This is a genomic window from Verrucomicrobiales bacterium, from assembly GCA_016793885.1.
In the GTDB taxonomy this organism is placed as follows: Bacteria; Verrucomicrobiota; Verrucomicrobiia; order Limisphaerales; family UBA11320; genus UBA11320.
The window spans coordinates 1-26221 of the sequence record JAEUHE010000267.1; the positions used below are offsets into that span (position 1 = coordinate 1).

Below are 26221 nucleotides of genomic sequence, written 5' to 3' on the forward strand. Positions count from 1 at the left end.
GAAGACTTTTGGACAAAATTGTTTCTCCACTTCCCAACTGCAATGCAGTTGGAAGGCTCGAACCCAACTGGCTAAACCTAGGGGCATCTCCATGAGCGAACGCGACTCCAACTGCATGGATTGGGCTGAAGGCGGAACTCCATACCAGAGTGCCTGCGTCTTCTGGCGCACTGGATCGATCCCTTAGGCTGGCTGCGGTGGTAAACGAGCGATTGACCACTAAAGCCGACGATAGGTAACCGCGGGATCGTATCCTTCGCCGGCGTGGATCGCCGCCGCGAAGCGGAGTCGGAAGGGTTGGCCACGCTTCACCGTCACGGCGCTCGCGACGCCTTGCTTCATGGCCGCACGGCCGAAAGGATTGGCCACGAACACGCCGTAGTCTCGATTGTGCCACCAGCTCGCCCGGAAACTCTGTGGATGAGCAAAGAGGGTGATGCCTACGCGCTGGCCATCCACCGTTCCGGAGTAATCGCACCAGTCTGCCGTTTGACCCCAAGTGGCTTTGGCTGATTTCAGCCCCACGCTACTGGTGATCAGTCCTCCCTTGCTTTCGGTCAGAGGAGTGGAAACGCGGGCCGCGAATCCCATCTCCTCTTGATCGCCAAACGTGAAGTCGCGCTCTTGGGATGCGAAGGTGGCATCCCATCTGAGGAGCCAAGCATTGGTTTGTGACTCCAGGCTGAGATGATTGGTCAAGGAGCAGACCGTTTCGCCGCTGGTGGTTAGCAGGCGGCACTCCGTGGCAAAGACCAGCCGTCCATCCCGGACGGCCGGGGGCTCGACGAAGCGAACATGTTCGATTCGACCCTTGTTGCGCCAGAAGTCCGTGCCATTGATATCGCCGAAGGCGAGCCAAAGTCCGGGATGCATGGTGTCGTGGTCCGTCGCATCGGCGCCCGCGATGGGCGGATGATTCCGCGTTGCTTGAATTCCATTCGGAGCATGGACATTCCGGAAGTAGGGCCGAAGGATCTTGGCGTCACGGAAAACAAACTCCGCCACGGGGCGGTGGGTGTGGGTAATGACGAGGCGATCGGGAAGCTCGCTGAAACGGAATCCATCGCCGTTACCGCCGGCCTTCTGCGCCAACAGATAGGCCGTTAGGTCCGCGACATATCCAGGTGCCAGCACCCGGTCGTAGCCGGGCATCGCCGACGTTGCGGCGGTCTGTCGCTGCCTGATCTTCGATTTGAGAATCCCTTGGCGTTGTCCGGTGGCCAGTCCGAGCGTGAGGCTGAGTCCGCTCTCCTCGAGCAGAATACCGGAGTAATCACCCTCAGCTGTTTCAACCGTCTGCAACTGGAAACCCTCCGTAATGAAGGCACTGGGCTCGAGTATGGACTGCACGATGTGACGGGAGGTGCTGCGATCGCCCACCGTGGCGAGGTCGGGTCCGAAACCGTTGCCGTGTTCGCGCAGGCGATGACACTGGAAGCAACCCGCTCCGCCGTTCGCGTGAAAGAGCCACTTGCCGCGCTCGGCATCGCCCTGAGGTAGGAGCGCAAGTACGGGATCGATGGCCGAAGCTACGGACGGCGGGGGTAGGGGCATTGGTTCGAGCGCCACGATGTAGTTGCCTTTTCCACCCGCTTTGCCGTCGTCGGTGTTGCCGCCCAGAACGATCGGACCGGCCGGGAACTCGCGCGTATGGACTTGAAAAGTCCAGTGGTCGGCGCGGATCTGCCGCTCCGTGGGCTGAAAACGGTCGCGCAGCCACTTCGGTACGGTGGACGCCCGTGTGTCGAATGCCACGTGGACACGCACCGGCACCAGGGCTTCGAAACTGAGCCATTCCTCAGCGTGCGACCCGTCATCGTTGTTGGCGGTCTGGATGAAGTCCAGACCTGCGAGCGGGGCCGGAACTTGCTTCAGGTCATAGTTCCGATCGGTGTAGGGTTTTGCGCCGGCGCGCAACCCGGCGGGCGACAGCGTGTAACGCGCGCCGGAGCGTGCTTTAATGTGTCGCGCCACGCCGATTCGAGGCGCGGCCGGCGCTGGTTCCGGTGGGGCGGCGTTCAGCGGCCGGCCTCGCACGACGACTGGCTCACCACCGCCGGATGCTTTGCGCAGCCAGAGCGTTGCCACCTCTCGGATCGCCGCCACGGGGTCGGTAGCGATTCGTTTGACCTCCGCTTCTTGAAGCGCGTGATCTTCCAGCAGCGCGAGCAGGGCCGCCTTTCGCACCCCGTCACGTGGGTCGCTCAGGAGTGGCCTGAGCTCCGTCTTGTCCTGTAGTCCGCGCAAAGTCTGCCACCCCGCGTAAAATGTGGTCGCGTCGGTCTCGACCGCGAGTAAGTCCAGAAGCGCGGGTGCGGAGGATCGTTGCCGTGCCTGGCCAATCGCCTGCACGGCCTCGAAGCGAAGTCGCGGTTCCGGGCTGTGCAGGGCTCCCATCAGGGCGGCCGGCAACTGCGTTTCCGCGCCGAGTTGGCGAACGCGCTGCGCGAGAATGTGCAAGGACTGCAGGCGGAGATTGAGTGAGGCGGCGGGGTCTTCGGCCCGGGCTGCGAACCAGGCATCGATCGTTCGGTCCTGTGGGGTTAACCGGCCCAACGTCCACGCCGTCCAGGTTTCGCGGGCCTGGCTGAGCGCGCGGGTTTGCAGGGTTGAGATCAAATCGGCTTTCACGCTGACGCCTCGACGGACCAATTCGTCCTGGGCGTTGCTACGCCACACGGGCAACGGACCGTCGAAGTCCTCCACCAGATCGCCCACCGTCCAACGCGCGAGGGCTTGGTTGCGTTTGGGTGCCTGCCAGCGTGCGGGCGGGATCCGCTTCGACGCCACGCGGAACACGCGTCCTTCGCTGGTCATCTGGTCGCCCTGATACTCCGCCCCGTAGCCGGCGCTCCAGCCGAGAATCCACAGCGCGCCGTCGGGACCGACTTCGAGGTCCGTGGGCCGAAAAAGAGCGTTCCCTCCTTGAAGGAAAGGCTCCCATTCGCCCATCGGTCGAAGCAACGCGCCGTCCCAGCGTGGACGCCACACGAAGGTGGTCTTGCGCAACCAGTCGTTGATAAAAAACACGCCGCGATGCGAGGCTGGAAACTGCGGCGAGTCGCCGAACACAACCCCGGTGCCGGATCCTTCGAACAGGGGCCCGCTCACTGGGGCGGACGGCTCATGTGACTCGGTCCCCCAATGCGCGCTCCAGGGATGATTCCAACCGAAGTTGGCTCCGAAGAACGGCATGAAGACCCGATCTCCGGTGGTTTGGTCGTTGTCGGTGCCAAGCCAGTTGAAACCGGTGTCGAAGGCGATGTCCCACGGGTTGCGGAAACCGCGCGCGACGATCTCGAGATTCGCGCCGCCGTCGTCGCAGCGCAGTACTCCACCTTCGCGGCCCCAATCGTCCGCCGGATCATGATAGGCCTTCCGGTAGTCGCCCGTTTTGAAACTGCTCGGTTGAGGGAAGTCCGGTGAGCCGGCGGGAGCGCTGACACCCCACAAATCTCGGAATGGTTTGGGCGCAATGCGGCCCGGTTCGGTCAACCCCTTCGAGTTACCCTTACTCATGTAGAGTTTGCCATCGGGTGCCCAGTTGAGGCCGTGCAATCCATGCTCCAGATTTCCGAGATCGGTGTAGATGCGGACATATTCATCGGCCTGATCGTCGCCATCGAGATCGCGCACGACGGTGAGGTCCGGCGCGTTGGCCACCCACAAATCTCGTCCGCGCCAAGCGAGGCCCTGAATGGCGTTGAAACCGGTGGCGAAGACCTGGGTGCGATCGGCAGCGCCATCGCCGTTGTCGTCGAGAACGAGCACGACACTGTCGCCCGGTGTGTCCGGCTTGGGGTTCCGATACTGCGGCCCCATGCCGACGCAGAGGCGTCCCTTAGCATCGAAAGCCATCGAGCAAGGCTGGCGCACGAGCGGTTCGCGGGCGAAGATGGAAACGTCGAATCCAGGGGGTACCGTGGGTAGGGCGTTTCGATCCGCATTGGGATCTAGGAAGTCCGCGGCCCCGGCGGTCATGGACGCGGCCGTGACGGAACAGAGAATGCGCCGAAGCAAGGCGCTAATTCTCGGAGCGCGGCGACAAGTGTGCATGACTCCACCCTGTCGCCTTCGGTCAAACTTTACGATCTGTTTCTGCCGGGGAGGGAAGCGTCCGGGGACGGACGTCGTGCGACAAAACTCCCCGGCGCGCCAGATCGTCCCATTCCACCCCTCCTTATTCCACGAGCAGGCGGAAGAACACGTTGCTCTGACCGGTGGTGGAGAGGCGGGCTTCGAAGCGTTTGGCCGTGGAGTTCGCCACGGTTCCGAGCGGGATGATCTGGAGGTTGTTCGTGGTCCAACTGCTCAGGTTGCTGCTCCAGTCCACCTGCGAGGTCAGACCGAAGGTGTTGGAGGCCTGCTGCCACTGGAGCTTGAACTGCTGGGCCGCCCGATCCAAGACGGGCACGATGATACGGTTGGTGTTGGGGGTTAGCGGATCGCTCCCGAAGAAAAGCTCATCGAAATTGAGTATGCCGTCGCCGTCGGGATCGACGTCGGCGCGGCGGTCCTCTGCCGGGGTGCCGGCCACGAACGGCCCGGCTGGCTGGTTGATGAAGTTCACATAGGGATCGGTCGGCCGCCATTCCCAGTCGCCGGCGCCTGATCCAGCCACCGTGTTGAAAGCTGGAGTGCCGATGAGGAAGCCGTGTTCGAAGCCATGCAGTCCCACCCCGTATCGGGATCGGGAGTGACCGGTTACCTCCCCGGTTCGGATCCATCGATCTTGCCCCTCGTCATGGGCGAAAAAGCCCACCACGCCGTGAGCGGGCGGGGTCTGCGTTCCTCCCGAGGCCACCGCACCAAGCGCCAAACGTCCGTTGCTCAGCGCGATGGTGTTGCCCGCCTTGGCGCGTTGGGTGAGGTTACCATCGAAGGAGTTGGTGATCTCCTGGTGGAAGGTCCATTCGCCCGCCGGTTGGATACGACGAAAGAGCGTGGCCGATCCGGCATCGGGCTGAAAACTCCGGGGTCCGATCTGCGCATCCCGCCCCACCGACCCGACCGCCAGCCATTCGACGCCGCCGCGGACTTCAAGCGCGAGGGAGGTGCCAAAGGCGTCGCTTAAGTTGAAGATGTCACTGGGTGGCACCGAGGCCGAGCGGAACTCCTTCTCGGGTACATAGAGGCCGTTCGGATTGCGTCGGTAGACGATCACTCCGCCTTGGCCGGTCACCAATCCGTTGGTGCCGGGATTTGGGGATGCCGGCGCGCCGACCGCGATCAAGTCCTCGTGAATCGCGACCGAGGTTCCCAATCCAACCCAATCGCTGGAGTTGCTGGTCAGGATCTGGGTGCGGGTCCAGACACCGAGCGGACTGACTTCGTACACCAGCGCGCCGAATCGCGACCCTACCACCAAGCGATCCCGATGCATGGCGATGCTGATGCCGAATTGCATGTTGGGTTGACGATAGGCGGAGTCGGCGGGGCCCGGCAGTTCCGGTCCTGGCAGCCAGCCCCCATCGGGAGGAAATTCGATCAGCTGCACGTGATGGATCTTGGGTGGAACGTCGAGGGGGCCACCGAACCCAGACCGAGACATGCCCCGGGTCACGGCGATCCAACGGTCGCCTGCGGCCACCGCGCTGCCAAAGTAATGATATGCCACCGGTGTGATCGCATCGATCACCCAGAAACGTTTCTTGACCACGTCGTCGACGAAGTAAGACTCATCCAATTCCCATACCACGACTTTCCCTGCGCGGAGCACTTCCTCGCCGTTGTACTCTACGGTGGCCCCCGGACGACCGATGACCAGGAACCGACTGCTGCCTGCCACGCTGTATCCCTCACTGTCTCCGCCCAATGGATTCGGCGGGCCGGGCGGGCGATAGACCGGGGCAGGAGGAGTGCTCCCGACACTGGCGGCGACCAGAACCGCGTTCGGTGGTGCCAGCAGGTAGGCGGCACACAATGCCAGCTGCCCAAGGACTTTCAGGCGCAGAGAGGCTCTAAGTATCATTGGATCATCCAGGTACACGTTCTGGGGAGAGTAACACACGATGGGGCCATTGCAATGGACCTCTATTGGGGAGTCGCATGCGACTGGCTAATCTCGGGTCATTGAGAGACGTGATGCAGGCGTGGGTTCAGGTCTCGGGTTGATTGGAACGAGCGCCTCATTCGTACCGATTATTCCATACGTACGTTCGAATTAATCCGTACGACGGTTTACGACGTGGGTTTCTCCAACGTGAAGGAAAAGCGGGGGCATGCCACCCGCGCTCCATACCCCTCGGGGGGAAAGCCGCATTAGCCGCAAAGAACGAAAAGAGACGAAAGAAAGCGGACGGAGGTAAGGTGAGTGATTTCCAGGGTTCCGCCGTTTTTTCGTTTCTTCTATCGTCGTAACCTGCGATCACGGATGTCTGATTTGACTATGCGCGCCACGTCCTCGAAGCCAGTTCGCAACTTAGTGTTGGTGCTGGGGGATCAACTCAACTCAAATTCCGCGGCGTTTGACGGTTTCGATCCCGCCCAGGATCAGGTATGGATGGCGGAGGTGGCGGAGGAATCCACCCACGTGTGGACGCATCAAGCACGCATCGCGATCTTCCTCTCCGGTATGCGGCATTTTCGTGACGCCTTGCGCGCGCGCGAGTGGACTGTCGTGTATCGGTCACTCGACGATGCAGACAACGTCGGCACTCTGGCGGCCGAGTTGACGCGGGCCATCCGACAGCTGCGGCCACAACGGCTCATCCTGGTGGAGGCCGGTGAATGGCGCGTGGCACGAGTGCTGGAGGGGGTTTCCAAACTCACCGAGGTGCCGCTGGAGGTTCGCGCTGACCGGCACTTTATCTGCACGAGTGACGAGTTCGCGGCACATGCGCGGGGTCGAAAGCAGTTGCGCATGGAGTTTTTTTATCGGGAGATGCGTCGGAAGCAGGGTGTGTTGATGGAGGGCGATCAGCCGGTCGGCGGGGCCTGGAACTTCGACGCCGAGAATCGGGAGAGCTTCGGAAAGAAGGGGCCGCCGAACGTTGTTGAACCCATCGCATTCCCACCGGATGACATCACGAGGGAAGTACTTACATTGGTTGAGAGAACCTTCCCCCAGCATCCGGGCAGCCTGAGGCACTTTGATTGGCCGGTGACGACGCAGCAGGCGCGGGCGGCCTTGGCCGATTTCATTCAGCACCGGCTCCCCCAATTCGGACAGTTCCAAGACGCCATGTGGTCGAGCAGCGAAAGCCTCTTCAGCGATGGGCCCGGGCGTTCACAAACTTTTCTGTATCATTCGCGGCTGTCGGCAGCGATGAATTTGAAGCTGCTGGATCCGCGTGAAGTGATATCGGCGGCCGAGCGGGAGTTTCGTGCGGATCGTGTCTCGCTGGCGAGCGTCGAGGGCTTCATCCGTCAGATCCTTGGCTGGCGCGAGTATGTTCGCGGTATTTATTGGGATCGGATGCCGGAATACCTGGAACTCAATGCGCTCAACGCTACGGCCCCGCTGCCGGAGTTCTTCTGGACTGCCAACACCGAGATGCGGTGCTTACGCGAAGTCATTGGGCAGACCCTGGCGTTCGGCTATGCACATCATATCCAACGCCTGATGGTCACGGGGCTCTTCACCTTGCTGCTGGGGGTGCGTCCACAACGGGTTCATGAGTGGTATCTCGCCGTCTATGTGGATGCGGTGGAATGGGTCGAATTGCCCAACACCCTCGGCATGTCGCAGTTTGGCGATGGAGGAGTCATGGCGAGCAAACCATATGTCGCTAGTGGAAAGTACATCCAGCGCATGAGCAATTATTGTGCGGGATGCCGTTTCGATCCCGCGCTGAGCGTTGGGGCGGACGCGTGTCCGTTCACGACCCTGTATTGGGATTTTCTGCTGCGTCACGAGGCGTTGCTGAAGAAGAACCAACGCATGACCATGCAGCTGAAAAACCTCGCTCGACTGACCGTGGCCGACCGAGAAGCGATCTCTCAGCAGGCGCACCGGATTAAAAGTTCTTTGTCGGGCTCCTAGCTCACCCCAACCCAGTTTCTGATGCCTACCCGGTAAAGCCACATTAGCCGCAAAAAACGAAAGGAGACGAAAAAAGCGGGCGGATGCAGGGCGGGTGAGGGCCTGAGTTCAGAAGTTCTTTCGTCATCTTTCGTTTCTTGCGGCTAAAGAAGCTGTCGGGGTCTTCGCCGGCCCGTGGGGTGGAAGAAAGGGAAAGGGTGGGGAATCGTGCAGTGGAGGACGAACGCTACATTGTAGTGTCGACCGGCAGGGCGAGGGTTGACGACGAATGATGGACCTGCACGAATCCTAAGGGTTCCTTAGGGTCTCTGGATGGTACCCGGCCTTCTCCCAAGCCGCCACTCCGCCTTCCAGATTGAAGATGCTTTTGAAGCCAAGTCGCGCGAGCTCTGCTGCCGCGATAGCACCGCGGGACCCGACATGGCAGTTCACGAGAATGGGCTTTCGCTTGTCAAACTGTGCCGCTTTCGCCGAGAAGTCGGGCGAGTGGATGTTCAGGTTCACGGCCCCGGTCACGTGGCCCTTGGCGAACTCCTCGGCGCTGCGCACATCGATCACCGGGGCTTTGCCCTTCACGCGACGTTTTTCGAAGTCGGCGACGTTGATCTCCTTGAACCCGCCTTCTGAACGGGCCTGTACCGCCGCTGCCTTGGTCTGTTCGCCTCGTGCGATGCGTATGGCTTTCGCCAAGTTCGTTGCGGTGCCGCGGCCCCAAAAGTGAAGGAATAGATAGCGAGGGGTCTCGTGAATCATGTGATGATGAATCGCCACGATGTTGATGCCCGAATCCCGCAGGCTCTTGATCACCGGCTGAAGTTCGTTCTCCTGACACGCGAAGTCGCCACCCACCACCGCGTTCTCGTCGGTGCCGCCGAAGCACGCCCAGGTGTTGAGCCCCATTTCCTTTCCGACGACACATCCGCAATCCATCCGGGCGACTCGTCCAAAGACAAACTTCACCATGCCATCCTTCACCTGTGGAGTCGCAGTGAACGCCTCCGCGAGAGGTGTGGCACTGATGGCGTTCCTCTCGGGTATGGCCGAACCAACAGATTTGCCAGGGAACGGATTTGTTCGGCGGATGTCCTTCATTTTGGACAGCGCCGCGTTCACGCCATTCGCCAGGCTGTCGATCGTTCCTTCGCCCCCAATGTGCATGAAATAGACCGGCGGTTCGGCCTGGAAAAAGTGGTTGTGCAGCGCGGTGACTGCGAGGCCGTTTGCGAGAGCGGCACTCATGACGGGATTCACTTCATCTTCGAACAAGACGAGATCGCCCATGACCATCGCCTCGGTTTTTCTACCCGAATGAAACGCGGCCCACGAACTGAGTCCCATGAAGGCGGGCATCTTCCAGTTGTCCACTTTCACCGAGACGTCGTTACGCGGATAGGAAACCTTGAACACGCCCTCGGTAGCAATCCAGGTGCCGTTGAGTCCAGTGAGCGCGGCGATGCGATTGGTGTCGAGCTGGGCTGCATACAGGTCGGAGATTGATAAAACCAAGGAGCAGTAGAACGCAGTGAATACTAGGGCGGGCCTCATACAGGAGGACATGGTAAGCTAGAAGTCATTCGTTGCAAGTTCATCTGACGAAGGGTGATTCTAGGGGGCTGAGAGGAGCACAAGCCGCGACGGATCGGCGTCTCGGACTCTGAACCTCGGTCGGGACTTGGTACCCTATAGCCCGCTGCCACCGATAAAGATGGCGACTAAGAAGGTGCTCGCCTTTACCCCCCTCCTTGTGTAGATTTGATACCGAGCCCCGCTCAGCCAGTTTGACTCATTCCTGTCGCCAAAATGTATCTATGAGCAAGTATTTTACCCTCGTCGCACAGTTGATCCTCGCGGCCGGTCTGATTTCGAACGCGCGGGCTGGCGTCACTCTGCATGCCGGAGACCGCGTGGTGATGACCTTCCATCAGCCGGAATACGTTGCCACTTTTCGGGTTCTACCAGATCAGGACCCGGGCTCCCTATCGTCGCTTTTTCTGGATGTCTCGGCCGACAGCTTTGGAGCGGGGGATGTCGTACATGCTGCGATCCATCGGGGACCCTATGCTCCAAATCCCCTGCAGCCAGCCTGGATGAGCCTTTCGCCTTCCTGGACGGATCCGCACCTAGACCTGGGGGCTTCTCGCCGATATCAGACTGTCCAGTGGGGGGAGAATGTTCATGAAGGGTGGCTGGAACTCCATGTCTCTGCTGGCTCCATCGAGGTGGAGTCTTTGCTCTTCGAAAATCTTCTGAGCGACGCCAGTTATCCTCGCGGTGCGAACCCCGGTCACCCCCTCGACTATAACCTGTATCGGGTTTCGTTGACCCAAGTGCCGGAACCAGGGAGCCTCGGAATGCTCGGGATCGCTCTGACAGTGGGATCCGCACTGGGAGTCAGGCGGTGCAAAGGGAGATTGACATGATGCGTGGGTGCATGATCCGGTGCTCCGCCCATGAGTGAATTGAGTGCACACCGGAGGGTGGCACCACGGCTAATCTCCTCGCCATCGCTTTCTCAAGAAGGAGAATTTCGGATGGCTTGCGTCTTTTTTGAGGGTCGTTCGTCTTAACCAACGAAACCGGTTCTTCGCAAGAGGTGGGACCGTAGGTGCAGATCGAAGCATTTGACAATTGAGTCTGAGTGAAGCGAGATCGGTAGCATGGGAGTGTGATTGTTCCCGGGTGAAGCTTTATCCTTTATAGGTAGTTCCGCCCTTTGGCGGATGCGGCCACGAAGTGAGTTCGGGCGCCGAACCTGCTAAAGCAGGAACTCCATACAAGAAGGCGATCGGCACTTCGGAGCGTGGATAAGCGATTGAGAGTTGATGTTGATCGAGATGGAACGCTCACAGAGCAAATCCCATTCAATTAAGAGAAAGTGGTCTGGCGCCAAAGCCTCGTGACCTCGTCTCCTACAGACCGAGAGTCCTATATCCCCATCCCGATCCATCCCACCTAAACACCCCGATTTTTCCACACAAAGCCACGAAGAGTTCTGTTGCCCGAAACGGCGGGGCACCGTTCCCCGGAACTCCCGCATTCGCTGCAAAGAACCAAAAGAGACGAAAGAAGCGGACGGAGGTAGGGTGAGTGAGTTTCTGGGCTTGGCCATTTTTTCATTTCTTCTTTTGTCGTGCGATGCGATTGACCTAGCCCACCCTAACCCAGTTTCTGATCCGCTATCTCGGATCCGTGAGATCTGTGCAATCCGCGGTGAACTTAGTTCTGGAAGTAGGGTTAGTTGTCTTAGTTCCTCTGGCTCAGATGTTTTGTTGGTAGGTAGGAGGTTGCGTCCTTTTTGAGGGTCGTTCGTCTTAACCCATGAAACCGGTTCACCTGAACCCAGGTGAGCCAACAACGAAGCTTAAATGAAAACTCAAGAATTGCAGAACGACACGGTGAAAACAATCGTCCGCGAACGTTACGGTCGAATCGCGGAGCAGGGGGGAGACTGCGGATGCTCGCCGGCTTGCTGCGCTCCGTCGGCGGGCGCTGCCTCGCCCGACCCGACGGTTGCGACTACGGCCCAGAAACTAGGCTATTCCCTCGATGAAACCGACGCGGTGCCGGAGGGAGCAAACCTCGGTCTCGGTTGCGGCAATCCTCAGTCCATCGCCGCGTTGAGGCCGGGCGAGACCGTTCTCGACCTCGGCAGTGGCGCGGGGTTCGACGTCTTTTTAGCCTCCCGCGCGGTTGGTCCGAAAGGACGAGTCATTGGGGTGGATATGACCCCGGCAATGGTTAGCAAGGCCCGCAATCAACAAGTGAAGGGCGGGTTTGAGAACGTTGAGTTCCGGCTGGGAGAGATCGAGAGCCTGCCCGTTGCTGATGGGACTGTTGACGCCATCATCTCCAACTGTGTTATCAACCTTTCGCCCGACAAGTCGCGCGTTTTTCGCGAAGCGTTTCGCGTGTTGCGTTCGGGAGGACGCTTGGCCATCTCCGACATCATCGCGCTGGAACCTATTCCGGAGCCACTCCGGAAAGATTGGGAACTTTACACGGGCTGTGTGGCGGGTGCCGCACTGGCGGACCACCTGAAATCGATGCTCAGCAATGCCGGTTTTACGAAAATTATGATCGTGTCCAAAGGCGACAGCCGTACAATTGTTGGCGGATGGTTTCCTGGCCGCAAAGCGGAAGACTACGTAGCGTCGGCCACGATTGAAGCGACGAAACCCTGAACATGCCATGAACGCAACGCTGGAACACATTTGGCACGAGTTCGCGGAGAAGTTGGGTCAATTCATCCGATCGCGGGTGTCCGGCCCAGCCACCGCGGAGGACATTCGTCAGGATGTTTTCGTGAGGATCCACCAGCGGATGGGGCAACTCGAGGATCCCACCAAGCTCCAGGGTTGGATCTACTCGATCGCGCGCAACGCGATTATCGATCATTACCGAACACGCAAGGAGAACGTGGAGGTCCCGGAATCCTTGCCGGCTGAGTCGACGGCGGACGATCCAGAGATCGAGGGGTTGAAGGCGGCCTTTCGTCGCATGATCTACAGTTTGCCTGAACCCTATCGTGACGCACTCGTCCTGACTGAGCTGGAAGGACTCACTCAGAAGCAACTGGCCGAGCGGCTCGGAATCTCGCTGTCCGGCGCCAAGTCGCGGGTCCAACGCGGACGGCGGCAGTTGAAGGACATGCTGAACGAATGCTGCACCTTCGAGTTCGACCGTCGGGGAAGAGTCATCGAGTGTCAGCCGCGGCCTCGCGGCGGTTGCGGCGAATGCGCTCGGGAATGAGAGTCGCGCCCGATGTGCTTGCACCCTGCCGCAGGTCTTCACACCCTAAAGCCGGGCCGGAGTGGGGGAAGCCGTTCCTACCGAGCTAGCCCCGAGGAATCGGGGTGACAACCTCGGGCAATTGGTCCGTTGCCGCCACCGATTCTGCGAGCAGCTTGTTGCGGCTGGTGATTCGGAGTTGATGCCCAGACACCATTCCTCGCAGCCCTTGGCCTGGTTGTTCGCCCACCTCGGTGGCTTCGGGAAGTTGAATTCCGCGTTCCGAAGCCGCCGCCAGAATAGCGCGCGCCAAGGGATGTTTTGAATACCTTTCCAGGCTTGCCGCCAGTTTCAGAACCTCCTGCGCATCGACCTCTCGCGCCACCAACAGCTCCGTCAACTTCGGCTCCCCATACGTCAATGTCCCGGTCTTATCGAAGATGGCGGTTCGGCATCCCGCGATTTGTTCCAGGACGACGGGGGATTTTACGATGATGGCGCGGCGGGCCGACAGTGAAATGGAGCCAATGATCGCGATCGGGATCGCCAGGAGCAGCGGGCAGGGCGTTGCGATCACCAGCACTGCCAGGAACCGAATGGACTCCCCGCTCAACGCCCAGGCGAGGATGGCCACGAGCAGGGCAACCGGAGTGTAGATGGCCCCCAGTCGATCCCCGAGCCGCTGCAGCTGTGGCCGCTTGCTCTCGGACTCGCGCATCACCACCATGATCTTGGCATAACGTGAATCCGCTGCCGCCTTCGTGGTCCGAATCGTCAGGACTGATCCGCCATTGACTGCGCCGGAGATCACACTGGACCCGGAGGTCTTCGTGATCTGAAACGGTTCTCCGGTCAGGTAGGATTCATCCATGACACCGTGGCCCTCTGTCACCACTCCGTCTGCCGGGCAGATTTCGTGCGGGTGAATCACCAAGGTTTCGCCAACCGCGATGTCCTCCAGCGGCACGTCCACCATTTCGCTTCCCTGTTTGCGGTGAGCAACCGAAGGCATCCTTTTTGCGAGGGCTGCCAGGACCGACGAAGCGCTCTTCAGCGCGTAGCTCTCCAGCGCCGCGCCACCTGCCAACATCAGCACGATAATGGAGCCCGCCAGATACTCGCCGAGAAGGACCGACGTAATGATGGATATACCTCCGAGCAGGTCTGATCCGAACTGAAACCTCAGTACCTTGCGGAGTAAGTCGTAGAGCATCGGGAGACCGCCAGCAATCAGTGTTAACAGCAGCGGAAGGCGATGGAGGCCGGGTTCCGCAGGAAGGCTGTAACGGAGAGCCAGATGGCTCATGATTCCGACAACGGCAAGGATCGCCACCACCGCTGATTTGTGCCGCCAGGCGACCAGAGCCTGGCCGTGGAGCCATCCATTGGGCGTTGAGGTTGGCGCGGCTAAGGTGTTTATGGGTATGGTAGTCATGCTAATGTGGGAGGTGCTCAGCGGAATTGCCGGCGGAAGCGCCACAAGCCGAATCCGAAAATGATGGCGCCCAAACCTGTGATCCCCACGATTAATAGACTTTGTCGTTAAGCTTCATGCAGAATCCGAGAACGATTCATCGGTATTCCTTGGGTTGGATTCTCCTCGCGTGACAATGGCGTGGTTTTGGGCCCTGGAGGCCGGGTATGCCCGAGGCCTGAATCGCCACGCAGGCCTTCCGCTAGATCGCGAATGCGGGCGCCCGCTTAGGGAAGTCGGCCCCACGGGACACCCCCTCCCACGCCTTGAACTCCTTCGCGAGGGCCTGAAGCTTTTCGTTCGCCCCTTCATAAGCGTCGTTGCCCAGGAGAAGATGATGAGGCGGGTGCGGTGAGTTGATCGCTTCGACGATGGCCTTGACGGCCCGAACTGGATCCCCGGGTTGCTTTCCGGAGTTCGCCCGCATTTCGGTCCGCCAGTTGCCGGCAGTCGCGGCATAGTCCGCGATGGGCGTTGCGCACTCTTGGGCCGAGCGTCCGGCCCAATCAGTTCTGAATCCACTGGGTTCAACGAGCATCACATGAATGCCGAGTGGCTCCACTTCCTGCCAGAGGGCTTCGGACAAGCCCTCGATAGCAAAATTGGTCGCATTGTAAAAACCCAGCGATGGAAAGGATCGCAGCCCGCCTACCGACGAAACATTGATGATGGACCCCTGACGCCTGCGTCGCATGCCAGGCAAGGCTGCTTGGATCATCCAGCTCAGCCCGAACACGTTGATCTCGAACATGCGGCGGACCTCCTGCTCCTCACTCTCCTCGACGGCAGCGAAGTAGCCGATCCCCGCATTGTTCACCAGCACGTCAATGCCGCCAAACGTCCTTTCCGCCTCCTGTCAAAGACTCACCCGCGCTGGCCAGGTCCTCCACGTCAGCGGGGTTCCTGGCGGTGATGACGGTGCGATAGCCCAACTGGAGGACATGCTTGGCCAACTCGCGTCCGAAACCGGTCGAGCAGCCAGTGATGAACCAAACGGGTTTTTTTTCTGAGGGCTTGATGGGGTTCTTAGTTGTCATGGGTATTCAAGAGTAAAGTTCTTCATCCGTCGTGTGTTTGCCGCAGTCCGCCACGACGCACCGTGTCGATTCGTTGATCTTAGAAAACTGATCTCGTCGGCTTCACGCTAGGGCGATGCGATCTGGTGCGCCATGGGGTGTAACCCTAACAAGGCAGCCCATCACCTCTCATGCCGGCGCGTCGATGGAACTGGTCCGCACCAATTTGCGATTCACGAACTCTTGAATGCCCAACGCTGATAGTTCCCGACCATAGCCGGAGTTCTTGATCCCCCCGAAAGGCAGATCGCACGCGGTCCAGGTCGGGTGGTTGATAAACACCATGCCGGTATCCAGTCGGCTCGCCATCTGTTGGGCGCGCGCAACGCTTTTGGAGAAGATCGAGCCACCCAGGCCAAAATCGGAATCATTGGCCAGGGCAACTGCCTCGTCCTCATTCTTGACGACAAAAATCAACGCGACCGGTCCGAAAAACTCTTCGCGGTAGGCCGGATTCCCAGGTTTGATGTTCGTGAGGATTGTCGGCTGCATGAACGAGCCGGGTATATCTAACCGATTTCCGCCCAGCAAAACCTTGGCTCCGTTGGCAACGGCTCCTTTGACCTGAGCCAACAAGCTTATCAAAGCGCTTTCAGTCGAGAGGGGAGCGAGTGTGGTCGAACTGTCCATGGGATCGCCGGGCTTGAGGGCAGTGAGAGCCGCTTGGAACTTCTCAAGAAATGCATCGGCAATCTCCTCGGCTAGGATGAATCGTTTCGCGGCGACGCAGCATTGGCCGGCGTTGTTCATCTTCGCCCAGACAGCCCACTTGACAGTGGCTTCGAGGTCGGCGTCGGCCAGAACGATGAACGCGTCGTTCCCACCGAGTTCCATGGTGGTCTTCTTAACGTTCTGTCCAGCTCGCGCCGCAACACTGCGGGCTGCTTCCACACCGCCAGTCAGGGCCACTCCCTTGATTCGGGGATCATCGATCACCTGGTTTACCTGGTCGTGCGAGATGAGCAGGTTGGTATACGCTCCGGCTGGCGCCCCGGCGTCGAGCCACAATTTGGCAAACGCCATCGCACATTGGGGCACGCAACCCGCGTGCTTCACCATCACGACATTCCCCGCCATCAGATTGGGCGCGGCGAAGCGCGCCAGTTGGTAGTAGGGAAAGTTCCAAGGTTGAACACCGAAAAGCACGCCGAACGGACTGTGTTCGATCACGGCTTCACCCAGCTTGGGCTTCAGAGTTTCCGACGTCAGAAAGTTCTCGGCATTGGCTGCGTAATAATCGAGGATATCCGCGCTCAGTGAGACTTCGCCGCGGGCTTCAGCGATGAGTTTTCCCATCTCGAGCGTCACCGGTTTGGCCAACTCGTCTGCCCGTTCACGCATCAGGGTGGCTGCTTTGGCGACGATGGTGGAGCGTTCTGCGAAGGTCAGTTGGCGCCAGGACTCGAAGCAGGTCTGGGCGGTCTTCAGCGCTTTCTCGAGCTGGCTGGCGGTCAGCTGTTCGAATGTCTTGAGCGTTTTGCCATTGTAAGGGTTGACGCTTTGGTAAGCTTTGGACTTTGCCGTCCCGGCGGGTTTGGTGGGTGATTTTCCTGGGGGAGGCAGCGGGGTGGTGAGGGCGGTTGTCATGATGCCGAAACCTTAAACTGAAGCGGCTGCCAGCGACATGGGGTGTTACCCGGACAAATTTGGCAGGGCTAGCGTGTGGGACGGGGTGTGGTTTTTCCCGAACCAGGCCGTCGATGGGATTGAGGTGTGCCGCCCGTCGAGCGGGTGTATATCCGCAGACGATCCCGACAACCGCTGCGAATAAGAAGGAAATCAGATTGATTTGCGCTGTCCGACATCAGCCCAACCTGACGATCATCTTGCCGATATTTGTGCCTTCGAACAGACCCAGAAATGCTTCGGTCATGTGTTCGATTCCCTGGACGACCGTTTCCCGATTCTTGAGCTTGCCGGCCCGATAATAGCCCCCTACTTCCTGCTCGAACTCGGCTTGCCGGTCCAGCCAGTCTCGAACCAGTAGGCCTTTCATCGTCAGTCGCTTGGTGATCATGTTGAAGAGGTTGGAAGGCCCGGGCTTTGGCTTTGTCGCGTTGTAGGCCGAGATTCCGCCACAGGCAATGATCCGACCGTGAACTCTCAACACCTGAAGGGCCGCCTCGAGTGTTTCCCCCCCCACATTGTCAAAATAGACATCAATTCCATCCGGGGCTTCGACATTGAGCTGCTCAAGAACCGGTGCGGTCTTGTAGTTTAGGGCAATATCAAAGCCGCATTTCTCACGAAGGAACCGGACTTTCTCCGGGGAGCCGGCCGATCCGATGACCCGGCATCCACGGATCTTGGCCAGTTGACCAGCCACGCTGCCCACAGCTCCCGCTGCGCCCGAGATGAAGACCACGTCCCCGGCCTTCACTCCCACGAGATTCAATCCTGCCCAAGCCGTCATCCCTGTCATGCCCAGCGCCCCTAGGTAAACAGAGAGCGGCTCGATATCGCGACTGAGCTGGCGCAGACCTTCCGGTGGGGCGGTGAAATACTCACGCCAGCCCTGGTTGGAACTGACAACATCGCCTACCTTAAAAGCATCGCTACGCGACGCGATTACCTCGCCCACTGCGCCTCCTTCCATGGCTTTGCCAAGCTCGAACGGCGGCACATAAGATTTCCCCTCAGACATCCGGCCCCGCATATAGGGGTCGACCGACAGGTAGAGATTTCGCACCAGTACCTGATGTTCGGGCAGCGGCCCGATCGTGGTTTCCACGAGCGAGAAATTACCCGCGGTGGGAAGACCGTTTGGGCGTGAAACCAAATGAATTTCCCGGCTTGTGATGGTGTTCATAACAGTTGGAGTGAACCGAGGTCTGATGGCGGCGTAGATTCGTTCTCTCACCTGCCCGTGTTGGATTCGTCCGTTTTCATCTTCAGAGCGGCTTGGAGCATTTGATCGTGGGCCGCCTCGGCAATGCCTTCCTCGATTAGGCGCTGATGATCGCTGCGGCCTTCGGCATCTTCATCCTCACTACCGGCAACGGGTATGGAACTCCCCGTTGACCCCGCCACCGGATTCCAGCGGTCCGACTCCGGGGCTGTCTCAATCGCCTCTTCGTTTTCGTCCGGGCTTGGATCTCCGATCAGTTCCTGCTTCGCCAACTCCCAATCGGCTTTGGTCACATCCTGGGGGTCGCGCCCATCGATCGTTGCGAGTTCCTGAGCTCGCTTGTGCACCATTTGGCGGGTGACGGTTCCGAGGCCGGCAGAGTGCTCGGTTAATGCGCCCTGTTTGAGTGGATTAGTGTTTATGCTGTGGTTCACGCATGAAGCCTAAACCTAGACCCAGCCACAGCACTATGGGGTGTTTACCCCAAAACCCGTGGGGAGCATCCCCATCAGGACACCTGAGAAATTAGTGACTTCTGGCGATTAAGCGCGCCGTCAACGATTCGTAGCCGTTGGAGCGCCGATACAGCGGCTCCATTTCGGTATGCTCATTGACGTCCAGCAAGTCGATGCGTTCCACGCGATCAACGAGGGCTTGGAGCAGGCTCCGCACGATCAACCGCGCGTGGGGTGCGCCCAAGCACAGATGGGGCCCGAATCCAAAAGACACGTGCGGGTTTGGTTTGCGATCCAGTCGAATCTCTTGCGGTGCTTCGAACACCGACTCGTCGAAGTTCGCCGAAGCCCAGCCCAGCGACACCCGTCCCCCGGGTGGAACGGTGGCTCCCAGGACCTCGGTCTGCACGGGGCAAACCCGTCCGATGTGCGTGAGCGGCATGAAGAAACGGAAGAATTCTTCGCCCGCGTGAACGATGCGTTTGGGATCGTCGCGGAGATATTGCAGCGCCTGAGGGTTCTGGCCGAGATAGGCGATGATGGAGGAGATACTGTGGATGATGGTGTCGCGCCCTCCTGCGAACGTCAGATTTCCGAATCCCATCATCTCTTCCCTCGTCAACTTCCGACCGCGGTAGGAAGCTTTCGTGAGCGCGCTGAAAAAGTCCTCACCTGGATTCGCTTCGGCTTGGTCGAATCGCGCCTGCAGGTAGTCTTCCAGGGTGGTGCCCTTTTTGAAAGTCCCGCCGGTTACTTTGAACACATGCATGCCCCAGCGAATCCAGGTCTCTGCTTCGGACTCGGGAACATTCAACAGATAGGTCAGCGCTCGGGATTGGATGGGAAGCGCGAACTGATTCACGATCTCCACAGAATCGTGCTTGAACAGCTCGGAAACGCTGCCCGCGATCAAGGACTCCACCTTGGCGATGACCTCGGGCTGTTTGGCGCGGGCGAAGAAGGGCTCGGCGATGGCGCGATACTCGGTATGTTCCGGTGGATTGGTTTCGATGGGCAATTGCCGCATGGTTCGCACCTCCTCTTCGGAAGGGATGGGCACTCGGAACGGCGCGTCGGAACTGAACGTCTGCCAGTTCTTGGCGGCTTCGCGGACATCGGCATGGCGCAGGATCATGGGCACCATCTCGCCCTGGAATGGGCACTTGAGCATGCCGGCGTTGCGGCGGGCTTCTTGAAACGGATCGCGAGGATTGGGCTGGTCAGCCATGGCGGTCATCCTGGCTCATCCCCGTGACGGTTTCAAGGATGCTGAGGGCCTCTAGTTAAGGGGTATCAGCTTGGGGGAGTCCGTCGAGGTTTCGATCGCCCGGATTGTGTCTCGAACCGACTGGGCTTTCTTCAGCATGAGTTCCTTGGGAAAGTCCTTTTCATCCTTTTCGAAATAGTGGGCGAGCTTGGTCAGTTCCGGAATGACGGATCGAGCGTTCGTCCCGTAGCTGAGTAGGATTTTCATCAACTCGGGAGTCCGCGCTTCGCTGGCCCAGGGGTTCTGCTCGCGCGTGTATTTGACACAGGCGGCGATTCCGTCCTTGATCCGATGCTTCGCCAGAAGCCGCAGGCCTTCCACGCGAATGGAGTCGGCGAACATCTCTCCGCTGGGAGCTGGCTCGATGATCGCCTGATAGATCGAGGGCAACAACGGCTTGATATCCTCGGCGGACAAGTTTCGGTAGACCGATCCAATGCTGCCCCGGGCACGGCCATCCTGGTTCTTGAGTCCAGCCTTTACCGCCCGGTGAAGCGCCGCTCGGTCCACTCCGTCCAGAGACCGGCTTAACATCCCGTCATGCTGATCGAACAGAGCGAAGGAAAGGTAGCGCTGCTGCATGCCCCGTGGATCGTTCTCCAGATCTACTGCGGCGAGCAACTCGAGGAGATCCGGCACGGCGATCATGGCCGGTGCACCGATGCTGGCGAGGGCCTCCGCCGCCTTTACCCGGAGCCAGAGATCCTGGTCGGTCAATGAACGTCGCAGCGCGTCCACGGCTGGCGCTCCACGCTTGCGAAGGGCGATCAAGGCCTGGCAGGCCCCGTAGCGGGAATTGAGCTCGGGCGACTCCAACAAGTTCAGCAGGCTTGGGATCGGGACGTCTTTGCGACGGGCGAGTGCCATCGCCGCTCGCTCACGGACCACCGGCGACCAGCTGCCGAGGCGTGCCAGCAGCTGCGCCGCAGTGAGCTGGTCATAGGCGCTGTGGCGGTCCTTGTTGCTCCAGCCTCGGCCATCGAGGATGAGGGCTTGTGCCGAGGCGGCATCGATCGGCGGCACCACACCGGGGCGTTTCCCGGTGAGATAGAGCTGCTTTAAGGGCATCGCGTACGCCAGTAGATAGCCTCCCGTGCAATCCCATCCAGGGTAGCTATCCTCCTCCAACTCCGGAGGGCCTTGATGTGGGAAACTGCCATTCCATTGACGGGCTAAGTCGAAGTACCACGCCCCAAACTCTCGCATCCAGGCTCCGGTGGCCTGGGGGCCGGACTGGGCGATGCCGGGGATGGACCAGAGAATGTTAAAAAAATTGCCGGTGTGCCCGGTATCACGTTCGGGCCCGTGGGAGGCGATACTCATGCGGGAGAAGAACTCCGCCGCCTTCGCCTCGCCTAGCAGGTTGAAGAGGACGGCCGCCATCCCACACTTGCCATTGTCCTCGTGGTTTTGAATCCACGGATGATGGTCGCCATAGGGGATCGCTCCTTTGCCAAGGTAGAATCGCAGCAGGCGTGCGCTCAACTCAATGGCCCGGTCCACCTCAGGTTCGGTGACGCCCGCTGCGCGGGCCATCACCAGCGAAATGGTCAGGGGCACCCCCGGGGAATTCATCATCCCATAGCCGCCGAGTCGTCCGTCGGGAACCGCAAAGCCATGCCCCCAGGATCCGACCGCACTTTGTCCCCGGGCCGCCTCGAGTGCGACACGACGCAAACCGGGCATTACCGACGCGTCGCCTGTCGCTAGCAGATACTCAGAGAGTAGTATGAGAACGTAGCCGTAGCGCCAGGTTTGCATGGAGCGCGACGAGTAGCCCGAAGCCCACTGGGCTTCCTTTTTCACCAGCGGGAGATAGGCGGGGTTTCCGCTGGCCAGGAGGGCGAGGGCATTGAGGCACCGTGTGATGGGTTCTCGATTCGGCCCTTTGCTGTACGCCGGATCGGCCATCCGGGCGGCCAGCGCGGCACACCCTTGATCGAGAATTCGCTTTGACTTGGGACAGTCGTAGGGCGCGGTGGAGCTGTAGCTGCCGAGTACTGGGAGTTGGACCACGATATCCTCGGATTTCTCCGCCCGCCAGCGAGTGACTTTGAGCCTGCCTCCACTGACCCCGGATTCGGCGGCGGTGATGGCTTCCCCGAACTCGGCGCGAGGGTCGCGGGAAAATGGCTGGCCGCCGACCCCCAGGATCACGTCCCCGACCGCGAGATGACCATCGGCCGGTGAACCCTTGTCCACCTGGGTGATCGAAATCTGTCGCGCATCCGTGGTCACCAGCTTGTCGCTGAACATCCATCCCCGAAGCCCCGTGGGTCCGAGATTCCAGTCGTGTTTGGCGCCGGCGGGGATTTTGCCCCCTTTGGTAAAATCAGGAATCGCCAGCGGCTTGGCGTTGGCAGCCGATGCTGCCGGGGGCGGGATGGTCATCAGGGCCACCAATGCCAGGGAGAGGAGAGATGTTTTCACCAATTTGTTCTTTCGATTGGATCGGGTCCGGTCATCGCTTCATCGAGGCGCTTCCCTCGGTGGGTTCTAGCTTGCCTTCGCTGGTCGGCTTTGTCGCGTCTTGTTTCATCTCAGGATCCTCGAGGGGGGGGGTCGAAGTGCGATGAGAAAGGTGGTGAAGTGGCGACGGATTCGGTGGCCTCATGCCGGGCTTTCAGCCCTGGATGGGAGGGGGGATGGTTACCTGGGGTTGTCACCCCAGGCTGGGATAGGACGCACCGTTGGTGCTCCAGCGTGACGAGCTTACGCTTTGCGCCTTAAATACCGCGCACTACCATCCCTATGGAGGCGGATGGCAGGGGTCCGACGATCGGTTCGTGTGGAACGTTCACTCGCGCGCGAACCCGTTGGAGACGAGAACGGTTAACGCCTTCGGAGTCGTCGGCCCCGTCTCCACGGCAGAACTCAGCGTGAAGGAATGAGACAGCCCATCGAGCGAACGGACCGACGAGAGGTAGGCCTCAAAGCGGCCGTGATTATTTCCGAGTGAGGGTGCTGGGAGTTCCCTCCGGTGGGGCTGAAAAGCTGTAGAGGGCTACAGCACTCCAAAACGCTCCGCGATGCAGGTGGCTGCTATGGAGTGCTGTAGCCCTCTACAGCTTTTCAGGACCCGACGGAGTCGGGAAATTCTTCTGGCACGGTGGCGTTCAGCTGCTGGAAGTAGCCACACCCCCCGAAAACGGCACTTCTAACCACGGGATGCGCTCATCACGGCACCATCGGCCCCTGGAGCTTGAAGTAACGCTGGGGGATGGAGAGCGGTTCATCGGGAAGGATGGAAAAGCTGTTGGTGAGGGTGATTGTCGCCAACCACGGCCATGGCCAAACAGCGTCCACTCTTTCGGTGGCCAGTAGGTCATAGTTCTTGCCTGGTGGGCCATAGACCACTTTACGCACCCCGATTCCCGACAACGGGCTCAGTTCCAGCCCAGGCGGATCCATCACGAACTCCTTGGCGATGAATCCCAGTCCGGCTTCGACCGCAGCCCCGATGGACTGGAACTCCGTGAGCAGCGGAACCCTCACATACAGCTCCGCTTCTCCGCCCGTGGCTGGCAGTAGATAGCGATCCACGCGATAACTGTGCCAGGGCTGCCCATGAAGCACCAGTTGATGGGCGTCCAACAGAGTGGGCGGCAGCCCCGGACTGCCCGGACTGATCCTGATCAGGACGCCGGAGGTGATCAGCGCTCCGGATCCGAGATCGATCGTTCCGCCATTCGTGGCCACGAGGCTCGACCGCCGCTCCGCATCCACGAAGTTTCCCAGAGTCGGGAGTTGCATGGAGCTTCCTGCGCCGGTGGCGATCACCTGGACCCACCCACTTGGAACGTTGGTAAGCAGGGGAAGCGAGATCCGTCCGCCCGAGCTGGCTTCCAGAGTTAACGGCACACAGTCGCCTGCGGCCAACTGGACGAGGTTTGGAAGCTCAAGAGCGCTCCCTGCGCCTCGTGCGCTCCATGCGTCGGCGTCGCAGCGGGAGCTTTTGAGGTAGGTTCTGAGGCCGGGCAGCGAGATGATCGAGCCGTCGGTGGCCGCTAGGGAGCCGGAGTTAAGGTTGGTCAATCCGGTGAGTTCGAGGTTCACACGGCTGGCGGTCACGGATGCCAGCCAACTCAGTTGACCGGCCGCGATCACTCCGTTGGATCGGACCGTCAGTCCGACCGTCTCCCCTCCGCCCAGCTGCGGCATCAGCAGGCTCCCTTGGTTTCGAGCCTCAAGCAGGACTTCGCGGCTAGTGGCGTCGGATCGCTGCCAGGACGCCAGATCGATGACGCTGTTGGTGCCGTCGGCGAGCAGCTCCAGCCTTCCCTCCACCACCCGTTGCAATCCGCCCATGGCCACCCGTCCGCCGGCCACGGCCTCGATGGCGAGTGCGCCGCAATCCGGTCCTTGCAGCGACGTGAGGTTCATGAGGTCGAGAAGGCTGCCCGCACCCGTGGCGCTCCACAGACTCACGGCGCAGGAGCTTCCGTGGGAATGCCCAATCAGGTTGGGGAAGGACAGTTCTCCGCCCTCCTCGACGATGAGGCTGCCGGAAAACAACCGCGTCACCCCGGGCATGGCGAGGCGCGTTCCGCTGACCAGCATGCTCTTGAGCAGGGTCATTTGGGTCGCATCCAAAGTGCCGCCCGAACGAATGGTTACGGAAACTGCCGGGCCGCCACGGAAGGTGGGCATTGCGAGCACACCCGAGTTACGCGCGTCGAAAGAGATGGACCTCTGCGCGGTCGAAGCATCCTCCAACTTGGCGAGGTTGATCAGGCTGTTGGTGCCTTCAGCGACAAAGGACAGCACGCCTTCGGACAGCGAACCGAGGGTGTTCAGATCCACGGTGGCCCCGGCAGCGGCACGCACGGCGAGGTTACCGCAGGAGGCTCCGGTCAAGGCCCTGAGGGCGGAGAAGTCCAGCCGGCTGCCCGCTCCCGTGGCGAGCCAGGTGGTTCCAACACACCCTAAAGGATGGAGGTGGGAAAGCAGTTTGGGGGTGGAGGCGATTCCGCCGCCACTCACCGTGATGTTCGCGTTCCCCAGCTGAACGAGTTCGGGAAACTCGACCGGCATCGCGTTGACTGAGAAACCCTTGAGCCGGGTCATTTGGGCCACCGGCAGAATCCCACCGGTGCCTACAGCGACCGTCACCACCTCGCCCCCCGGCAGCCGGGGGACCTGGACTTCCCCGAGGTTGCGAGCTTCGAAGCCCACGGTCAGCGAGTCGCCGAGGCAGGATTCGAGCTGGGGCAACTCCACGCGGCTGCCCGCGCCGTCGGCGAGAATCGTTATGGATCCCTGCTCGATGCGGGACAGATTGGGCATCTGAAACAAGCCACCGGCGAAGGCTCGAAATCCTAGGCTGCCACATTCCGGGCCGGCCAACGTGGAGAGGGAGGGCAGCCGCAGCTGGCTTCCGGTTCCGGACACCGACCACAAGGGTGCTTCGCAACTGTTGCCCGAGGTATGGACAGTGAGGTTGGACAGCGACACCACAGCGCCTGATTCAATGGTGATGCCCGAATTCCCGAGACGGGTCAGCAGGGGAAAGTCCGCGGAGGCGCCTCCGATCGTAAAACCCCTGAGTTCAGTCAGGCGATCCACCGGGATCACGCCTCCTGACCTGCGGCTGATGATCGCCATGGGAGAACCGCTGAAGCCAGGGTAGTTAACCCGGCCTAAATTGCGCGCCTCGAAGCTGAAGCTCCGGAGCCGTGCGGTTGCGGTGTTTAGAAGGGGGAGGTCCACGACACTGCCTGCACCCTCGGAGAGGAACATCACCTGGCCTTCGGTTAGGTTGGTGAGGGCGGGCAAGTCGACGATGCCTCCGCGATCGGCCTGGATATGGATCGAGGCACATTCCCCGCCGCTCAGCGACTCCAAGGTGGGCAAGTCGAAGCGGCTGCCGGCGCCATCCGCCTTCCAGATCACGGCGAAGCAGCCGGGCGGCTTGGCATAGGAGGCGAGAGATTCCAGCGAGATCCTCCCTCCACCAATGGCTTGCAAAGTCCCCGCTGTCATCTCGAAGGAGCCGTACACGGAAAGGACACTTCCCGTTCCGGAGACCGTAAAGAGCGGGTTGCCCATGAGGGTGAGGGGGCCGTCCAGCCTGGATGGTCCCGTCGTGAGGCGCAAACTGCCGCCCAGTTGAACGAGGGCATTGGACGATTGAAGGCTCCTCACGGTGGTTTGAAGAGTGTTGGTGATGGAAGTCAGCGGCCCGCCTGCCGCGGTCAGGATCACGTCATCCGCGGCGCCGGGCAAGACATCGCCTGTCCAGTTTGCCGCCGTCTGCCAAAGCCCGTCTCCTCCGCCGCCATCCCAGGCGATCGTGGCTCCACGGAGCTCGGTCGTCAGAACGGAACTGAAACTGAGTATCCACACTAGCCCGCTGGCCCACTTCAACGCATCTCTCATACGAACCCCAT

The 26221-nt window shown here is 60.4% G+C and carries 16 protein-coding genes; 4 read left to right on the forward strand and 12 right to left on the reverse strand.

Annotated features, from left to right (window positions below; translation table 11 throughout):
• Positions 1 to 219: 219 nt before the first annotated feature.
• Positions 220 to 4056 (reverse strand): PmoA family protein, encoded by a 3837-nt coding sequence (locus JNN07_28845; GenBank protein MBL9171772.1) that lies wholly within the window; start codon positions 4054 to 4056, stop codon positions 220 to 222.
• 124 nt (positions 4057 to 4180) lie between these two features.
• Complete coding sequence (locus JNN07_28850; GenBank protein ID MBL9171773.1) at positions 4181 to 5971, reverse strand: hypothetical protein; 1791 nt, start codon at positions 5969 to 5971, stop codon at positions 4181 to 4183.
• Positions 5972 to 6388: 417 nt separating this feature from the next.
• Here JNN07_28850 and JNN07_28855 point away from each other — a divergent pair, with 417 nt between their 5' ends.
• The gene (locus JNN07_28855; GenBank protein ID MBL9171774.1) at positions 6389 to 7984 is read left to right on the forward strand and encodes a cryptochrome/photolyase family protein; all 1596 of its coding nucleotides are present in this window, start codon (positions 6389 to 6391) and stop codon (positions 7982 to 7984) included.
• 288 nt (positions 7985 to 8272) lie between these two features.
• On the opposite strand, the gene JNN07_28860 is transcribed toward JNN07_28855, so the two are convergent.
• A complete protein-coding gene (locus JNN07_28860) occupies positions 8273 to 9529 on the reverse strand; it encodes a DUF1259 domain-containing protein (GenBank protein ID MBL9171775.1) in 1257 nt (418 codons plus the stop codon).
• A 263-nt stretch (positions 9530 to 9792) separates the two neighbouring features.
• On the opposite strand from JNN07_28860, the gene JNN07_28865 reads away from it, so the two are divergent.
• From JNN07_28865 to sigZ, 3 genes are all read left to right on the forward strand, one after another.
• A complete protein-coding gene (locus tag JNN07_28865) occupies positions 9793 to 10404 on the forward strand; it encodes a PEP-CTERM sorting domain-containing protein (GenBank protein ID MBL9171776.1) in 612 nt (203 codons plus the stop codon).
• A 945-nt stretch (positions 10405 to 11349) separates the two neighbouring features.
• Positions 11350 to 12165, forward strand: coding sequence for an arsenite methyltransferase (locus JNN07_28870; GenBank protein MBL9171777.1), 816 nt, complete (start codon positions 11350 to 11352; stop codon positions 12163 to 12165).
• A gap of 7 nt (positions 12166 to 12172) precedes the next feature.
• Positions 12173 to 12733: an RNA polymerase sigma factor SigZ gene (sigZ, locus tag JNN07_28875; GenBank protein MBL9171778.1), complete on the forward strand. Its 561-nt coding sequence runs from the start codon at positions 12173 to 12175 to the stop codon at positions 12731 to 12733.
• 85 nt (positions 12734 to 12818) lie between these two features.
• On the opposite strand, the gene JNN07_28880 is transcribed toward sigZ, so the two are convergent.
• The 9 genes from JNN07_28880 to JNN07_28920 form a co-directional block, all read right to left on the reverse strand.
• The gene (locus tag JNN07_28880) at positions 12819 to 14147 is read right to left on the reverse strand and encodes an HAD-IC family P-type ATPase (GenBank protein MBL9171779.1); all 1329 of its coding nucleotides are present in this window, start codon (positions 14145 to 14147) and stop codon (positions 12819 to 12821) included.
• A gap of 241 nt (positions 14148 to 14388) precedes the next feature.
• Positions 14389 to 15009 (reverse strand): SDR family NAD(P)-dependent oxidoreductase, encoded by a 621-nt coding sequence (locus JNN07_28885; GenBank protein ID MBL9171780.1) that lies wholly within the window; start codon positions 15007 to 15009, stop codon positions 14389 to 14391.
• 1 nt (position 15010) lies between these two features.
• Positions 15011 to 15223 (reverse strand): SDR family NAD(P)-dependent oxidoreductase, encoded by a 213-nt coding sequence (locus JNN07_28890; GenBank protein ID MBL9171781.1) that lies wholly within the window; start codon positions 15221 to 15223, stop codon positions 15011 to 15013.
• Positions 15224 to 15391: 168 nt separating this feature from the next.
• Positions 15392 to 16849 (reverse strand): NAD-dependent succinate-semialdehyde dehydrogenase, encoded by a 1458-nt coding sequence (locus tag JNN07_28895; GenBank protein ID MBL9171782.1) that lies wholly within the window; start codon positions 16847 to 16849, stop codon positions 15392 to 15394.
• A gap of 217 nt (positions 16850 to 17066) precedes the next feature.
• On the reverse strand, positions 17067 to 18071 hold the full coding sequence (locus JNN07_28900) for an NADP-dependent oxidoreductase (GenBank protein ID MBL9171783.1): 1005 nt from the start codon (positions 18069 to 18071) through the stop codon (positions 17067 to 17069).
• Positions 18072 to 18118: 47 nt separating this feature from the next.
• A complete protein-coding gene (locus tag JNN07_28905) occupies positions 18119 to 18544 on the reverse strand; it encodes a hypothetical protein (protein ID MBL9171784.1) in 426 nt (141 codons plus the stop codon).
• Between the two features lie 91 nt (positions 18545 to 18635).
• Positions 18636 to 19793, reverse strand: a complete 1158-nt coding sequence (locus tag JNN07_28910; protein ID MBL9171785.1) for a cytochrome P450 — start codon at positions 19791 to 19793, stop codon at positions 18636 to 18638.
• A 51-nt stretch (positions 19794 to 19844) separates the two neighbouring features.
• Complete coding sequence (locus JNN07_28915) at positions 19845 to 22262, reverse strand: HEAT repeat domain-containing protein (protein MBL9171786.1); 2418 nt, start codon at positions 22260 to 22262, stop codon at positions 19845 to 19847.
• 747 nt (positions 22263 to 23009) lie between these two features.
• On the reverse strand, positions 23010 to 26210 hold the full coding sequence (locus tag JNN07_28920) for a hypothetical protein (protein MBL9171787.1): 3201 nt from the start codon (positions 26208 to 26210) through the stop codon (positions 23010 to 23012).
• Positions 26211 to 26221: the final 11 nt, after the last annotated feature.

Coding starts and splice junctions, on each gene's coding strand:
- JNN07_28845 (MBL9171772.1), bottom strand. CDS start 4,056: ATGCACACTTGTCGCCGCGCTCCGAGAATTAGCGCCTTGCTTCGGCGC.
- JNN07_28850 (MBL9171773.1), bottom strand. CDS start 5,971: ATGATACTTAGAGCCTCTCTGCGCCTGAAAGTCCTTGGGCAGCTGGCA.
- JNN07_28855 (MBL9171774.1), top strand. CDS start 6,389: ATGCGCGCCACGTCCTCGAAGCCAGTTCGCAACTTAGTGTTGGTGCTG.
- JNN07_28860 (MBL9171775.1), bottom strand. CDS start 9,529: ATGAGGCCCGCCCTAGTATTCACTGCGTTCTACTGCTCCTTGGTTTTA.
- JNN07_28865 (MBL9171776.1), top strand. CDS start 9,793: ATGAGCAAGTATTTTACCCTCGTCGCACAGTTGATCCTCGCGGCCGGT.
- JNN07_28870 (MBL9171777.1), top strand. CDS start 11,350: ATGAAAACTCAAGAATTGCAGAACGACACGGTGAAAACAATCGTCCGC.
- sigZ (MBL9171778.1), top strand. CDS start 12,173: ATGAACGCAACGCTGGAACACATTTGGCACGAGTTCGCGGAGAAGTTG.
- JNN07_28880 (MBL9171779.1), bottom strand. CDS start 14,147: ATGACTACCATACCCATAAACACCTTAGCCGCGCCAACCTCAACGCCC.
- JNN07_28890 (MBL9171781.1), bottom strand. CDS start 15,223: ATGACAACTAAGAACCCCATCAAGCCCTCAGAAAAAAAACCCGTTTGG.
- JNN07_28895 (MBL9171782.1), bottom strand. CDS start 16,849: ATGACAACCGCCCTCACCACCCCGCTGCCTCCCCCAGGAAAATCACCC.
- JNN07_28900 (MBL9171783.1), bottom strand. CDS start 18,071: ATGAACACCATCACAAGCCGGGAAATTCATTTGGTTTCACGCCCAAAC.
- JNN07_28910 (MBL9171785.1), bottom strand. CDS start 19,793: ATGGCTGACCAGCCCAATCCTCGCGATCCGTTTCAAGAAGCCCGCCGC.
- JNN07_28920 (MBL9171787.1), bottom strand. CDS start 26,210: ATGAGAGATGCGTTGAAGTGGGCCAGCGGGCTAGTGTGGATACTCAGT.